The organism is Burkholderia sp. Se-20373 (assembly GCF_017104705.1).
Lineage (GTDB): Bacteria > Pseudomonadota > Gammaproteobacteria > Burkholderiales > Burkholderiaceae > Burkholderia.
In genome coordinates, this window is record NZ_JAAGPH010000010.1 from 63,657 (window position 1) to 76,344 (window position 12,688).

The window sequence follows — 12,688 nt, forward strand, 5'->3', positions numbered from 1 at the left end:
ATATGGGACATGAGTGACTCCGTGGTTCCTGCTATTGCTTCGCGCCGGCCGCCTGGCCGAATGCGCGGTCCAGCGCGAGGTTCAGGTCGAGCACGCGCACGCGCGGTTCGCCAAGCACGCCGAGCTGGCGCGGCAACGCGATCCGGTCGACCAGCGCCGTGACCTGCGCGGCTTCGACGCCGCGCGCCTGCGCAACCCGCGCCGCCTGCAGACGCGCATTCGCGACCGAGATCTCGGGATCGAGCCCCGACGCCGATGCGGTCACCGCATCCGCCGGCACCGGCGTGCCGGCGGCGAGTGCGTTCTCCTGCCGGTAAGCACGCACACGCTGTGCGATATCCGCGAGCAGCTTCTTGCTCGTCGCGCCCTGGTTGCTGGCACCGCTGCCGGCCGCGTTGTACGGCTGGTCGACCGTCTTCGACGGATCGGCCGGATCGGTGCCGACCGTCGCACTCGGCCGCCCGTGGAAGTAGCCGGCACGCGTGAACTGCTGCCCGATCACCGCCGAGCCGACCGTCGTGCCGTGCTGCCGCACGAGACTGCCGCGTGCCTGCGACGGGAACAGCACGTTCGCGACGCCCGTGGTGAGCAGCGGATACGCGATGCCCGTGACGAGCATGAACAGCGCCGACGACGCGATCACGGGCCGCACGAGGCCGCGCGTCGCCGCGCCGAACGAAGAACCGGGTGCCGGCGCGGCGGCGGCCGCTGCCTGGCGATTGCCTTGCATCATGATGTTTTCCTCAGAACAGTTGGCCGCCCGACATCATCAGGTGCTCGACGATCGGGCCGAGCGCGAGCGCCGGCAGGAACGTGAGGCCACCGACGACCAGGATCACGAAAACCAGTAGGCCGGCGAACAGGCCCGTCGACGTCGACAGCGTGCCCGCGCTTTCCGGCACGCTCTTCTTCGCGGCGAGGCTGCCCGCGACCGCGAGCATCGGCAGCAGCGTCAGGTAGCGGCCGATCAGCATCGCGAAGCCGATCGTCGTGTTGAAGAACGGCGTGTTCGCATTGAGGCCCGCGAACGCGGAGCCGTTGTTGGCCGTGCCCGACGTGTACGCGTACAACACTTCGCTGAAGCCGTGCGGGCCGAGGTTCGCGAGGCTGTCCAGCGTCGAGTGCAGCACCGCCGCCACCGCGGTGAAACCGAGGATGCTGAACGGATGCGCGAGCACCGCGAGCATCACGAGCTTCATCTCGCGCGCCTCGATCTTCTTGCCGAGGAATTCCGGCGTGCGCCCGATCATCATCCCGACCAGGAACACCGTGAGGATCGCGAACGTGAACAGGTTGATCAGCCCGACGCCGTCGCCGCCGAACACGTTGTTCAGCATCATCTGCGCGATCGGCACGAGCCCGCCGAGCGGCGTCAGCGAGTCATGCATCGCATCGACCGACCCGGTGGTCGCGGCCGTCGTGACGGTGGCGAACAGGCTCGTTTGCGCGATGCCGAAGCGCATCTCCTTGCCTTCCATGTTGCCGCCCGGCTGCGTGGCGCTCGGCTGCGGGTCGACGCCGAGGCCGGTCACGAGCGGGTTGCCGTGCTGCTCGGCCGAATAGATCACGGCCAGGAAGCCGACGAACATCACGACGAACGCACCGAGAATCACCCAGCCCTGGCGGCGCCGGCCGATCATCGTGCCGAGCGTGTAGGTCAGCGCGGACGGAATCAGCAGCATCGACAGCATGTGCAGTGTGTTGGTGAGCGGCGTCGGGTTCTCGAACGGATGCGCGGCGTTCATGCTGAAGAAGCCGCCGCCGTTCGTGCCGATGTGCTTGATCGACTCGAGGCTGGCCACGGGCCCCATCAGGATCTGCTGGCGTGCGCCTTCGAGCGTGGTCGCCCATGCGTCGGACGCGAGCGTCTGCGGCATGCCCTGCCACACGTACACGAGCGCCATCACAAAGCTGAGCGGCAGCAGCACGCGATAGGTCACGCGCGTGAAATCGACCCAGTAGTTGCCGAGGTCGGCCGCGCTCTTGCGGCTCAGCCCGCGGATGAAACCGCCCGCGGCCGCGACGCCGGTCGCCGCGCTGACCACCATCAGGAAGGTAATGACGGCCATCTGCGAGAAGTTCGACAGGCTGCTTTCGCCTGCGTACGCCTGCCAGTTCGTGTTCGTGATGAACGACGCGGCGGTGTTGAACGCGAGGTCGGGGCTTTGCGACGCGCGCTGCAGCGCGTCGAACGGCAGCGTGTCCTGGATGCGCAGCAGCAGGTAGCCGAGCAGCATCATCCCGGCATTGCTGAGCAGCAGCACCATCCCGTAGCGCTGCCACGACATCGCTTCGTCGGGATTCACGCCGAGCAGCGCATAGGTCCGGCGTTCGACCCACGCGTGGCGCGGGCTCAGAAAGGCGTGCGCGAGCCATTTCCCGACGACGGGCACCAGCGCCAGCATGATCGCGAGAACGATCGCGAATTGAATGAGATTGTTGAACATGTCGACGCTCGCTCAGATCCGGTCAAGGCCGGTGATGAAACCGGCCGTCAAGGCAAAGAACGCGAGCGTGAACAAGATGAAAAGCAGATCGCTCATGACATTCACCGATATTTTCGAATTCCTGTTGAATCGTGCCGATCAATACCGCTCGGGTTTGATCAACGCATGAAACAGATAGATAAAGAGCGCGAGCGACAGCGCGCCGGTGATCCACAACATGGCTTTCCCCTTTTTTCTATGCGCGGCAACGCCACGCGATCGTCGGCGCATCGGGCCTTGCCGTGTCTGCGCAGGCCCGTGTGACGCCCCCATGCTCATCTGGCGAATGGGATGCGACAGTGTAGAAATCCGCGTATCAAAGCGGTGTTCAATTTCTTTACGCGGAGTAAAAAAGCTGTAAAGACGAAAGCCGGCGGTGATGGCGTTTTTATGCGTTCTTTTCAGGGCCGATACGAGTCTATACACCGTATCTTCACCGCGATTCCTAGAATGGGCGACATGTCCAAGACGAGATCTCCGCGGTGCGGAGCACGATGCGACCCGGGGATGCCAGCATGAAACCGACCAGAACCGAAACCGCCGCCTCACGCGACCTGCCGCCCGTTCGTTCGCGGCGCCGGTGCTCTGCCGACGAGTTCGTGCTGCTGTCGATCCGCGTCGAATCGGACAACCTCGCCGTCGTGCGGCGTCTGCTGCACCAGGCGGTCGGCACCGCGCTCAATGTCTACACGGCCGCAATCGACAACCGCACCGGGCGCGCGTGCATCGAGCTCGAAGTCGCGCGGTCGCAGGCGTCGCCCGCCATCCTGTCGATTCTCCGCCTGTTCCCGGCCGCTGAATTCGGCACGATCCGCCTGCTGCAGCACTAGCCGCCTCCATTGCGGCCGCGCGTGACACGCGTCACGCGCCCGCTCCCCTTTCATCGATTCGAACGCGCGTTGCCGACGCGAACGCGTGCGGTTCGTCTTCCTCACGAGCCGCGCACGCTCGCCGCCGGCATGCGCGCCGAATCGTCGTTCCCGTCGCTACGGGCCTTTCCAGGAAGCACTCACAATGAAAAAAGCAGTCGCCGGTACCCTCTCCCTCGCATTCCTCAGTGCCGCCGCGCATGCGCAAAACAGCGTCACGCTCTACGGGATGCTCGATGCGGGTATCGTCTATACGAACAACCAGTCAGGCAAAAGCGCGTGGCAGCAAGGCAGCGGCCTGCTGTCGAATACGGTCTTCGGTCTGAGCGGCAACGAGGATCTCGGCGGCGGCCTGCATGCGCTGTTCCGCCTCGAAAACGGCTTCAACCTGAACAACGGCACGCAGTCCTACAAGAACACGATGTTCGGCCGCCGCGCGTACGTCGGCCTGCAGAGCGACCCGTACGGCGCGCTGACGCTCGGCCGCCAATACGATGCCGTGGTCGATTATCTCGGCCCGCTCGCGATGGCGAACAACGGCGACGGCAACAACCTCGCGTCGCATCCGTTCGACAACGACAACCTCGACGATTCGTTCTACATCGACAACGCGGTGAAATACACGAGCCCGACGCTCGCCGGCTGGCAGTTCGGCGGCCTGTACGGGTTCAGCAACGCGGCCGGCGGCTTCGCGAACAACCGCGCGTACAGCGCGGGCGTGTCGTATGCGAACGGGCCGGTCAGCCTCGGCGCCGCGTACCTGCAGCTCAACCGCGGCGGGCTGACGGCCGGCGGTGCGCTGTCGACCAACGACGGGCCGAACTTCCCGGCCGTGCGCCAGCGCGTGATGGGCGCGGGCGGCAGCTACGCGTTCGACCGGCTGACGGTCGGCGCGCTGTGGACGCATTCGATGTTCGACGAAACGGCCGCGTCGTCGCTGCCCGGCGCGCTGAACGCGCTGCGCTTCGACAACTTCGAGGTCAACGCGCGCTATGCGCTGACGCCGGCCGTCTCGTTCGCGGGCGCCTATACGTTCACCAACGGCCGCTACGACGACGCAACCGGCAGCCATCGGCCGAAATGGCATCAGGTCGCGCTGATGGCCGACTACGCGCTGAGCAAGCGCACCGACGTGTACGCGGAAACCGTCTACCAGCACCAGTTCGGCGTGCCGGCCGGCGCGACGCTCGGGTTCGCGAACGTCACGGGGCTCGCGCCTTCGTCGAACAATACGCAGGTGGTCGGGACGGTCGGCATCCGGCATCGGTTCTGACCGCACGCCAGCCGCCAGCGGCCGGCCGCTCTGTGCAATCCCGCATGGACGCCGGCCGGCCGAACAGGGATCATTCGGGGAATCCGGGCCCGCGCGCCTGCGAAACCGGTACACTCGGCGCCGGGCGCGCGCCGGATCGGCATTCGGCGGCGGCCCGCTGCCGACTCTGGAATCGTGATCCCATGACCACACCGATCTATCAGGAAATCAAGGACTTCATCCTCGCGCGCATTCATGCCGGCGAATGGGCGGAAGGCGACCAGGTGCCGTCGGAGAACGAGCTCGCGCGCGAATTCAACGTCGCGCGGATGACCGTCAACCGCGCGCTGCGCGAGCTGACGGCCGAACAGGTGCTCACGCGCACGCGCGGCTCCGGCACGTACGTCGCGTCGCCGAAGTACGAATCGACGCTCGTCGCGATCCGCAGCATCTCGGACGAAGTCGCCGCGCGCGGCCACGGCTATCGCGCGCAGGTGCTGCAGGTAGGCGCGGCCGTCGCCGATGCGAAGCTCGCCGACGAGCTGCAGATCGACACGGGCAGCCCGATCTTCCATTCGCGCGTGCTGCACTTCGAGAACGACACGCCCGTGCAGCTCGAGGAACGCTGGGTCAATCCGGCCTGCGCGCCCGAGTATGCGCTGCAGGACTTCACGACGACGACGCCGAACCAGTACCTGACACGCGTCGCGCCGCTGCAGCGCGTCGAATACCGGATCGAGGCCGCGATGCCGGACACCGAAACGCGCCGCCACCTGACGATGGACGACCGCGAGCCGTGCCTGTTGCTGCATCGGCGCACGTGGTCGCAGGGGATGGTCGCGTCGGTCGCGAATCTGTGGCACCCGGGCAGCCGTTACCGGTTCACCGGGCATTTCTGAGCTGAGGTGGATGCCCGGGCTTACCGCGCACCGGGCTGCCCCCACCGCTCGATCGCACCGACGGCCCGCTTCAAGCCTTCCTCCTGTGCGACGCGCGCGCCGAGTTCAATCGCCCGCGCTTTCGTTTCGTCCCGTTCGGCGAATGCGATGGCCCGCGCCAGTGCGGCAGCGTCCATGTGCCGCCCCGCGACCGGCGCATCCGCGACGCCGAGTCGCTGCAGCCGGTTCGCCCAGAAGAACTGATCGCCCGCGAACGGCACGACGACCGACGGAATGCCGGCCCGCGCCGCCGAATGCGTGGTGCCCGATCCGCCGTGATGGATTGCCATCGATACCTGCGGGAACAGCCGGTCATGCGGCGTATCGCCGATCACGTGAACGTTCTTCGGCAGCATCGACGCGTCGATACCGCTCCACCCCGGATAGAACAACGCGCGCCGGCCGGCGAGCGCACGCGTCAGTGCCTCGATCATCGCTGTGCGATCGAAGCCGGCCATGCTGCCAAAACCGATGTACACGGGGCGATCGCCCGCTTCGAGAAATGCCGCGAGTTCGGACGATGGCGCCCAGGCATGCGCATCGATCCGCCACTGGCCGCATGCCTGCACATTCGACGGCCAGTCGTCCGGCCCGGACAGCAGCGCCGGCGACACGCCGTACAGCATCGGATGATCGGTCCACACATGCTTGCGCGGCGGCAACCCGCACACGCTCGAGCGCGCCGCATTCGTCGCCTTCCTGAATGCCTGCCACAACAGCGCGTTCACGAACCGGTGGCTCGCGCGATTCAGCCAGCGCGGCAGCTTCCCCGGCGGCAGGAACGGCGACGCGAATGCCGCGGTGGGCGTGATCGGAATCATGCCGGTGCCGATCGCCGGCACGCCGCGATACTCGGCGACCGACAAGCCGACGAACGATGCGAGCCCCGACACGAGGATCGCGTCGCGGCCTTCCGACGCATCCGCGATTTCGCGCATCCACGCAGCCGTGTTCGCATTGGCAATCGCCGCGAGCGCCTTCGACGTGTCGTTGAAACCGCCGCGCCCGCGCACCGCATCGGCCAACGCACCATCCGGCGCAATCGCCCGTCGGATATCGCCGGACAACGACGCCGACGGCACGCCGAGCGCGGCGGCCGACCCGAGCGTCGCCGCATCGGCCAGCAGCCGGACATCGTGGCCGGCATCGATCAGCGCACGGCCGAGCGCCGCGAGCGGGCGCGTGTCGCCTTCGGTGCCGTAGGTGGCGATGACGAGCTTCATGCGTGACTCCTCGTGCGCGGCGGCAATGGGTGGATTCAGAAAAGTGCACGTCGTATACTAATGCAACTCGTGCACTTTCAGTCAATCCCCCGCCATGACGACTCCGACCGACGATCCGGGCCGCCGCGCACGCAAGCGCATCCAGATGCTCGCGCATCTCGCCGCCACCGGTGCACGCCTGTTCGACGCGCACGGCTATGAAGCCGTCACGATGGAACAGATCGCCGCGCAGGCCGACGTCGCGAAGCGCACGCTGTACAACCACTTTGCAACGAAGGAAGCCGTGCTCGCGCACTGGCTGGAGGGTGAACTCGCACGCGATCTCGCGCATCTGCAGCGCGACGTCGCGCGGCGCAAGACCTTCGCGTCACGCATCGGCTGCGTGCTCGATGCGTCGGCTGCCTGGTGCGAGCAGCATCCCGCGTACCTGCTCGCGTATTTGCGCCATCGCTTCCTGAGCATCGGCGCGGTCGAACCGGCAAGTAGTGGAGAGAACGGCAGCGATATCGCGCTCGTGTGGCAGCAACTGATCGCGGCCGGGCAGCAATCCGGCGAACTGAACGGCACGCTGCGGGCCGACCAGCTCGCGACGTGGTTCCATCACCTGTATCTCGCGGCGATGCTGCGCTGGCTGACCGTGCCGGGGCTGTCGCTGAAACGGGAGTTCCAGGCGGTCGCGAAGCTGTTCGTCGAAGGTGCTCAAGCGAAAGGCTGAGCGGCGCCGGTCAGCGTTGGCCGGTGCCAGTCGGGCGCTCGCCGGGCGCAAGGAGCGAGCGCCACTGAGGCGGCCGGCGCCGCGCATCCGGCGAATACGGTGCGATGAAGGCATCGCGCGGCGCAGCGGCATTTTTACGACGGCCGCACGCATCGCATGCCAAATTTCCCGTGCAGCAGTATGCTGATGTCGTACGGCCGCGCGCGACGCTTCGGGTAATCCCTTCGTTTGCACGTCGTCGCGCCGCCGTCGCGACCGCAATCATGCGTTGCAAGGAGGGATTCGTGATGGCAACCACGCATCAGCATTTCCACCTCGAACTACGGCACGCCACCGCGCCGACCTATTTCATCAGCTACCTGTTTCCCGCCTTGCTGTTCGTATACGAACTGCTGCGCGTCGGCCAATGGATCCGCGATCACGGGATGCAATTCGCCGCGTTCAAGCAGATGGGTTACGAGTATCTGCTGATGCTGCTGTTCGTCGGGCTGCAGATCGTCGTCGAGGCGATCTTCCTGCTCGGCGCCGCGATGCGTCGCGACAATCGCGACTTCGAGCACCGGCTGCCGAACGTGATCCTGGGGATCGGCTGCTCGATCGCCGTGCTCGCGGTCGACCTCGCGATCCAGCTCGCGTTCTGATGGCCGGCGGGCACCTGCCCGCCGGTGGCAACGGCGCTCAGGCGAGCGCGTCGCGCAGGAACGTCGTCACGGCGGCCAGCACGTCGCTGGTTCGCTCGCGATGCGGCATGTGCCCGCACCGGCCGAGCAACAGATACGACGACGGCCCCGCGACGCGTGCGGCGATCCGCTTCGGATGCACGTCGGAGCCATATTCGTCGTCTTCGCCGTGAATCGCGAGCGTCGCGCATTGCACGCGCGGCAAGTCGTCGTCGAGATTCCAGTCGCGAAACGCCGGCGACAGCCACGTGTCGACCCACGCGCGCAGCACGCATTCGGCCTTGTCGCCGTGATAGCGCGCAAGCCGGTCGAGCTGACCCGGTTCGTCGAACTGCTGCCCCGCGTCGCGGATGCCGGCCAGCGTGCGATCCTCGACGAACGCCTGCGCGGCGATCGTCACGAGCGCGCGGCAACGATCCGGATACGCGGCCGCACACCCGACCGCCATCCCGCCGCCCACGCTGTGCCCGAGCGCGACGAACGCATCGACGCCCAGTTGTTCGAGCAGTGCCGCGAACGCGTGATCGGCCTCGTCGCGCACGAACGTCGTGCCGAGTTGTCCCGGATGCCGATCGGAACGGCCGAAGCCGAGGCGGTCGTAGGCGATCACGTCGCGCTGCGTGGCGCGCGCGAGCTGCGCGGGGAAGTCGCGCCACAGGTCGACGCAGCCCAGCGAATCGTGCAGCAGCACGATCGGTGCGGCCGGCTCAGGTGCGGCCGGCGTAGGCGCGGCCGGCTCACGGGCGTCTGCATTCGACGCCCCCGCTGCCTGTTGCGCCGAGCCACCGCGCCAACGCTTCGCAAAGAGACGCCCTTGCGGCGTCTCGACGCTTGTCTCCTCGATCGGGATATCGGTCATGTGTGTGTCGTCTGCATGAAAGCGGCCGCTCCTCGGCGGCCGTACCGGATCCTGCGATGGTGGCCCGCGCCCGCGCACAGCGTCAAGCAAGCCCCCACCGTCCGCGCGTTCATTCGGGATGCGGCGGCAGATACTCCATCTGCGCCTCGTCATACAGCCGGTAGATCAGCGCCTGCATCGCGCGGAGATCCTCCGATTCGTCGAGCATCCGCATGCTCATGATGATCGGCGACACGAGGTTCGGGTCGTCGAGCGGCTTGTAGCTGATGTCGTCGCGCTTCAGCCCGTACACGCTGTGCGGCACGACCGACACGCCCTCGCCCATCGCGACGAGGCCGAGCGCGATCTGCAGTTCGCGCGTCTCGTAGATCTTGCGCGGCTGCAACGCGCGATCGTGAAACGCCGCGAGCACCTGGTCCGCATAGCTCGGGCGCGGCGCCTTCGGAAAGATGATCAGCGTGTCGTTCACGAGATCGTGCAGCGACAGCACCGGCTTCGCGCTGTCGAGCGGATGGCCGACCGGCAGCGCGACGATCATCCGCTCCTCGCGCAGCACGACGCGCCGCACGCTCGGATCCTCGTGGCGGATGCGCCCGAACCCGACGTCGATGCGCCCTTCCTTCAGCGCCTTGATCTGGTCCATCGTCGACATCTCGTGCAGGCTCAGCTCGACGGCCGGGTATTCGCTGCGAAAGCGCCGGATGATTTTCGGCAGCATCCCGTACAGCGTCGAACCGACGAAGCCGACCGACATGCTGCGCTCGATCTTGCCGACCCGCTTCGTCATCGATTCGAGCTCGGTCGTCTGCGCGAGCAGTTGCACCGCGTGCGAATAGAAGAAGCGGCCCGCGTCGGTCAGCTTCAGCGGCCGCGCGTTGCGCTCGAACAGCGGCACGCCGAGCGCTTCCTCGAGCTGCTGGATCTGCCGGCTCAGCGGCGGCTGCGCGATATGCAGCCGTTCGGCCGCCCGCGTGAAATTCCGCTCTTCGGCGACCGCGACGAAGTAACGGAGGTGTCTCAACTCCATGTTCGAATCCTCCCGGGCAGGCGACGGATGTTGATTCGGCACCGCGCACGGCGCGGGCGCCGGCCGTCCACACCAGCCCTGCCGGTCGCCTGCTTCCCGATCCCGTCACGATACCTCAGCCGGCACCGCTCCCGGCGCGAGCCGCATGGCGCGCGCAGCGGCGGCGGGCGCCGCGCAAAGCAAAACGGGAAGCCGCAACGCTTCCCGTTCGTTCACCGATACCGCGCCGCGGCACCGTGTAGGCCGAGCATCACACCTCGGTCGCGTAGAGCGCGTCGCGCTGCGCGTCGCTCAGCGAGTCGAGCGGCACGTCCGGCAATTGGTAGCAGATCATCGTGCCGTACAGCTCCGCGAGGCAATTGCTGCCGGCGTCGAGCGCGTAGCCGTCCTCGCCGTCCGGCGCCGGCGGGTACACTTCGCGCCACGCGTTGATCGCGGCTTCGAGTCGCACGATGGAAACGGGTCCGGCCTTCCGCTCGGCGGGTGATGCGCTCATGGATTCCTCTGGGTTGCGCGCTCCGCGGGCCGGATCGGCCCGAATGGAACGATGAAAACGCCGGGCATCGCGCCGGCCGCCGCCTGTCGCGCGCGCCGGATGCCGATCCGCGCGGCGCGCCTCGCGCCGGCCGGGCCGTGGCCCGGTAGGGTCGGGCAATATAACCGGCTTTGACCCCGTGCAGGCAAAAGCCGGGCAAAAAAAACGGGAAGCGCGAGGCTTCCCGTTGCGTCGTACGTCACGCGGCCAGGTGCCGCGCCCGCGTCAACCCGCGGTTTCGCGGTTCGCCACCGGCTGCCGCTGCGCGCCACGGCTCGCGGCGATCCACGGCGCAATTTCCATGTCTTCGTAGCGCACGAAGCGGCTCTTCTTCAGGAACCGGAAGCCGAGCCACACGACCAGGAACAGCGGAATGCCGACGTAGGTCGCGGCCACGCCGGCCCAGTCGATCCGGTTCGCGAGGAACGCCTGATAGTCCTGCCCGAGCGCGATCACGAGGCACAGCACGAACGCGAACAGCGGGCCGAACGGGAACCACTTTGACTGGTACGGCAGCTGGTCGAGCGCGTAGCCCTGCTTCACGTAGCCCTTGCGGAACCGGTAGTGGCTGACCGCGATGCCGAGCCACGCGATGAAGCCGGTCATCCCCGACGTGTTCAACAGCCACAGGTACACGGTCTTGTCGCCGTACAGCGACGTGAAGAAGCACAACGCGCCGACGGCCGTCGTCGCGTACAGCGCGTTGCGCGGCACGCCGCCACGCGACAGCTTCGCGAAGATCTTCGGCGCACGGCCTTCGGTCGCGAGGTTGTAGAGCATCCGCGTCGACGCGTACATGCCCGAGTTGCCGGCCGACAGCACGGCCGTCAGGATCACCGCGTTCATCACGCCGGCCGCGAACGCGAGGCCCGCGTGGCGGAACACGAGCGTGAACGGGCTCACGCCGATATCGGTCACGTCCGTCTTCAGCAGGTTCGGGTCGGTATAGGGAATCAGCACACCGATCACGAAGATCGCGAACACGTAGAACAGCAGGATCCGCCAGAACACCTGGCGCACCGCGCGCGGGATCGTCGTGCGCGGGTTTTCCGATTCGCCGGCCGCGACGCCGATCAGCTCGGTGCCCTGGAACGAAAAGCCGGCGATCATCGCGACACCCATCAGCGCCGGCAGGCCGCCCGCGAACGGTGCGTCGCCGATCGTCAGGTTGCCCCAGCCGTTGCTCGGCGCGCCCTTCAGAATGCCGAAGATCATCAGCAGGCCGACGCCGATGAACGCGACCACGGTGACGACCTTGATCAGCGCGAACCAGTATTCGGCTTCGCCGAAGCCGCGCACGGTCAGCGCGTTGAGCAGGAACATCACGCCAAGGAACGCCGCGCTCCACCACACGCCCGGCACGTTGGGAAACCAGTAATGCATCACGAGCTGCGCGGCGACCAGCTCCACCGCGATCGTCACGGCCCAGTTGTACCAGTAGTTCCAGCCGAGCGCGAAGCCGAAGCCTTCGTCCACGTATTTCGCGCCGTAGGTCGCGAACGAACCCGACACCGGCATGAACGCGGCCATTTCGCCGAGGCTCGTCATCAGGAAATAGACCATCAGGCCGATCGCCATGTACGCGACCATCGCGCCGCCGGGGCCGGCCTGCGAGATCGACGCGCCGGACGCGACGAACAGGCCCGTGCCGATCGAGCCGCCGATGGCGATCATCGTCAGGTGGCGCGCCTTCAGCGCGCGATGAAGCTTGGGTGGGTTCGCTGACGAACCGGATGGATCGGATTTCGGAATTGCGGACATAAACGAGACGAACGTTGAGCGGGCCGGCATCCGTAGCCGGCGCATGCGGAATCGGAGCGCGGTGCGCGTCCTGCGATGCATTCGATGCGGCCCCGATACGCGTTGCGCGGTGGGCGCCTGCGGCGAAGCGCGGATTCTACCTGATTCGTCACGGGGACAGCTCACGTGGCGTCCCCCGCCGCCGGTGCCGAGACTTCGCAGAATCAAGGGGTTGGCCGTGTCGAACCGGGCCGCCCGTCGCAGGTCGACTCAAAAAACCTGCTCAATGGATGGTTATCCTGTTCTCCGACCCCATCGATGTTTCGCAACTGCCCCGTCGCAATCCGCCCGATACCGCGCCAGT

The 12,688-nt window shown here is 66.9% G+C and carries 13 protein-coding genes; 5 read left to right on the top strand and 8 right to left on the bottom strand.

Annotated elements, in window-relative coordinates:
* Positions 1-31: 31 nt before the first annotated feature.
* The 3 genes from kdpC to kdpF form a co-directional block, all read right to left on the bottom strand.
* A complete protein-coding gene (gene kdpC, locus G3N96_RS06050; RefSeq protein WP_206136641.1) occupies positions 32-733 on the bottom strand; it encodes a potassium-transporting ATPase subunit KdpC in 702 nt (233 codons plus the stop codon).
* 10 nt (positions 734-743) lie between these two features.
* On the bottom strand, positions 744-2,447 hold the full coding sequence (gene kdpA, locus G3N96_RS06055; RefSeq protein ID WP_206136642.1) for a potassium-transporting ATPase subunit KdpA: 1,704 nt from the start codon (positions 2,445-2,447) through the stop codon (positions 744-746).
* Between the two features lie 138 nt (positions 2,448-2,585).
* Positions 2,586-2,912, bottom strand: a complete 327-nt coding sequence (gene kdpF, locus G3N96_RS39835; protein WP_206136643.1) for a K(+)-transporting ATPase subunit F — start codon at positions 2,910-2,912, stop codon at positions 2,586-2,588.
* An 89-nt stretch (positions 2,913-3,001) separates the two neighbouring features.
* On the opposite strand from kdpF, the gene G3N96_RS06065 reads away from it, so the two are divergent.
* The 3 genes from G3N96_RS06065 (at position 3,002) to hutC (ending at position 5,506) form a co-directional block, all read left to right on the top strand.
* Entirely contained in the window at positions 3,002-3,316 is a 315-nt protein-coding gene (locus tag G3N96_RS06065) for a hypothetical protein (protein ID WP_241022505.1), read from the top strand.
* Between the two features lie 184 nt (positions 3,317-3,500).
* Entirely contained in the window at positions 3,501-4,628 is a 1,128-nt protein-coding gene (locus G3N96_RS06070) for a porin (protein ID WP_206136644.1), read from the top strand.
* A gap of 182 nt (positions 4,629-4,810) precedes the next feature.
* Entirely contained in the window at positions 4,811-5,506 is a 696-nt protein-coding gene (gene hutC, locus G3N96_RS06075; protein ID WP_039349239.1) for a histidine utilization repressor, read from the top strand.
* 20 nt (positions 5,507-5,526) lie between these two features.
* Here the strand turns inward: hutC and G3N96_RS06080 are convergent, their stop codons facing one another.
* Positions 5,527-6,768 (bottom strand): glycosyltransferase, encoded by a 1,242-nt coding sequence (locus tag G3N96_RS06080; protein WP_206136645.1) that lies wholly within the window; start codon positions 6,766-6,768, stop codon positions 5,527-5,529.
* 94 nt (positions 6,769-6,862) lie between these two features.
* Here G3N96_RS06080 and G3N96_RS06085 point away from each other — a divergent pair, with 94 nt between their 5' ends.
* Both G3N96_RS06085 and G3N96_RS06090 read left to right on the top strand, forming a co-directional pair.
* Complete coding sequence (locus G3N96_RS06085; RefSeq protein ID WP_206136646.1) at positions 6,863-7,483, top strand: TetR/AcrR family transcriptional regulator; 621 nt, start codon at positions 6,863-6,865, stop codon at positions 7,481-7,483.
* A 287-nt stretch (positions 7,484-7,770) separates the two neighbouring features.
* Positions 7,771-8,124, top strand: a complete 354-nt coding sequence (locus tag G3N96_RS06090; protein ID WP_124576190.1) for a hypothetical protein — start codon at positions 7,771-7,773, stop codon at positions 8,122-8,124.
* Positions 8,125-8,161: 37 nt separating this feature from the next.
* Here G3N96_RS06090 and G3N96_RS06095 read toward each other — a convergent pair whose 3' ends face one another.
* The 4 genes from G3N96_RS06095 to G3N96_RS06110 form a co-directional block, all read right to left on the bottom strand.
* Positions 8,162-9,022 carry an alpha/beta hydrolase gene (locus G3N96_RS06095; RefSeq protein WP_206136647.1) on the bottom strand — a complete coding sequence of 287 codons (861 nt, stop codon included), beginning with the start codon at positions 9,020-9,022 and terminating at the stop codon, positions 8,162-8,164.
* Between the two features lie 109 nt (positions 9,023-9,131).
* A complete protein-coding gene (locus G3N96_RS06100; protein ID WP_206136648.1) occupies positions 9,132-10,049 on the bottom strand; it encodes a LysR family transcriptional regulator in 918 nt (305 codons plus the stop codon).
* A 250-nt stretch (positions 10,050-10,299) separates the two neighbouring features.
* On the bottom strand, positions 10,300-10,545 hold the full coding sequence (locus tag G3N96_RS06105) for a DUF3717 domain-containing protein (protein WP_043178075.1): 246 nt from the start codon (positions 10,543-10,545) through the stop codon (positions 10,300-10,302).
* Positions 10,546-10,809: 264 nt separating this feature from the next.
* Complete coding sequence (locus G3N96_RS06110) at positions 10,810-12,345, bottom strand: amino acid permease (RefSeq protein ID WP_206136649.1); 1,536 nt, start codon at positions 12,343-12,345, stop codon at positions 10,810-10,812.
* Positions 12,346-12,688: the final 343 nt, after the last annotated feature.

Bases quoted from the DNA above. Each gene is read 5' to 3' on its own strand.
- G3N96_RS06070 (WP_206136644.1), top strand. From the start codon at position 3,501: ATGAAAAAAGCAGTCGCCGGTACCCTCTCCCTCGCATTCCTCAGTGCC.
- G3N96_RS06065 (WP_241022505.1), top strand. From the start codon at position 3,002: ATGAAACCGACCAGAACCGAAACCGCCGCCTCACGCGACCTGCCGCCC.
- kdpC (WP_206136641.1), bottom strand. From the start codon at position 733: ATGATGCAAGGCAATCGCCAGGCAGCGGCCGCCGCCGCGCCGGCACCC.
- G3N96_RS06105 (WP_043178075.1), bottom strand. From the start codon at position 10,545: ATGAGCGCATCACCCGCCGAGCGGAAGGCCGGACCCGTTTCCATCGTG.
- G3N96_RS06090 (WP_124576190.1), top strand. From the start codon at position 7,771: ATGGCAACCACGCATCAGCATTTCCACCTCGAACTACGGCACGCCACC.
- G3N96_RS06080 (WP_206136645.1), bottom strand. From the start codon at position 6,768: ATGAAGCTCGTCATCGCCACCTACGGCACCGAAGGCGACACGCGCCCG.
- hutC (WP_039349239.1), top strand. From the start codon at position 4,811: ATGACCACACCGATCTATCAGGAAATCAAGGACTTCATCCTCGCGCGC.
- G3N96_RS06095 (WP_206136647.1), bottom strand. From the start codon at position 9,022: ATGACCGATATCCCGATCGAGGAGACAAGCGTCGAGACGCCGCAAGGG.
- kdpA (WP_206136642.1), bottom strand. From the start codon at position 2,447: ATGTTCAACAATCTCATTCAATTCGCGATCGTTCTCGCGATCATGCTG.
- G3N96_RS06110 (WP_206136649.1), bottom strand. From the start codon at position 12,345: ATGTCCGCAATTCCGAAATCCGATCCATCCGGTTCGTCAGCGAACCCA.
- G3N96_RS06100 (WP_206136648.1), bottom strand. From the start codon at position 10,049: ATGGAGTTGAGACACCTCCGTTACTTCGTCGCGGTCGCCGAAGAGCGG.
- G3N96_RS06085 (WP_206136646.1), top strand. From the start codon at position 6,863: ATGACGACTCCGACCGACGATCCGGGCCGCCGCGCACGCAAGCGCATC.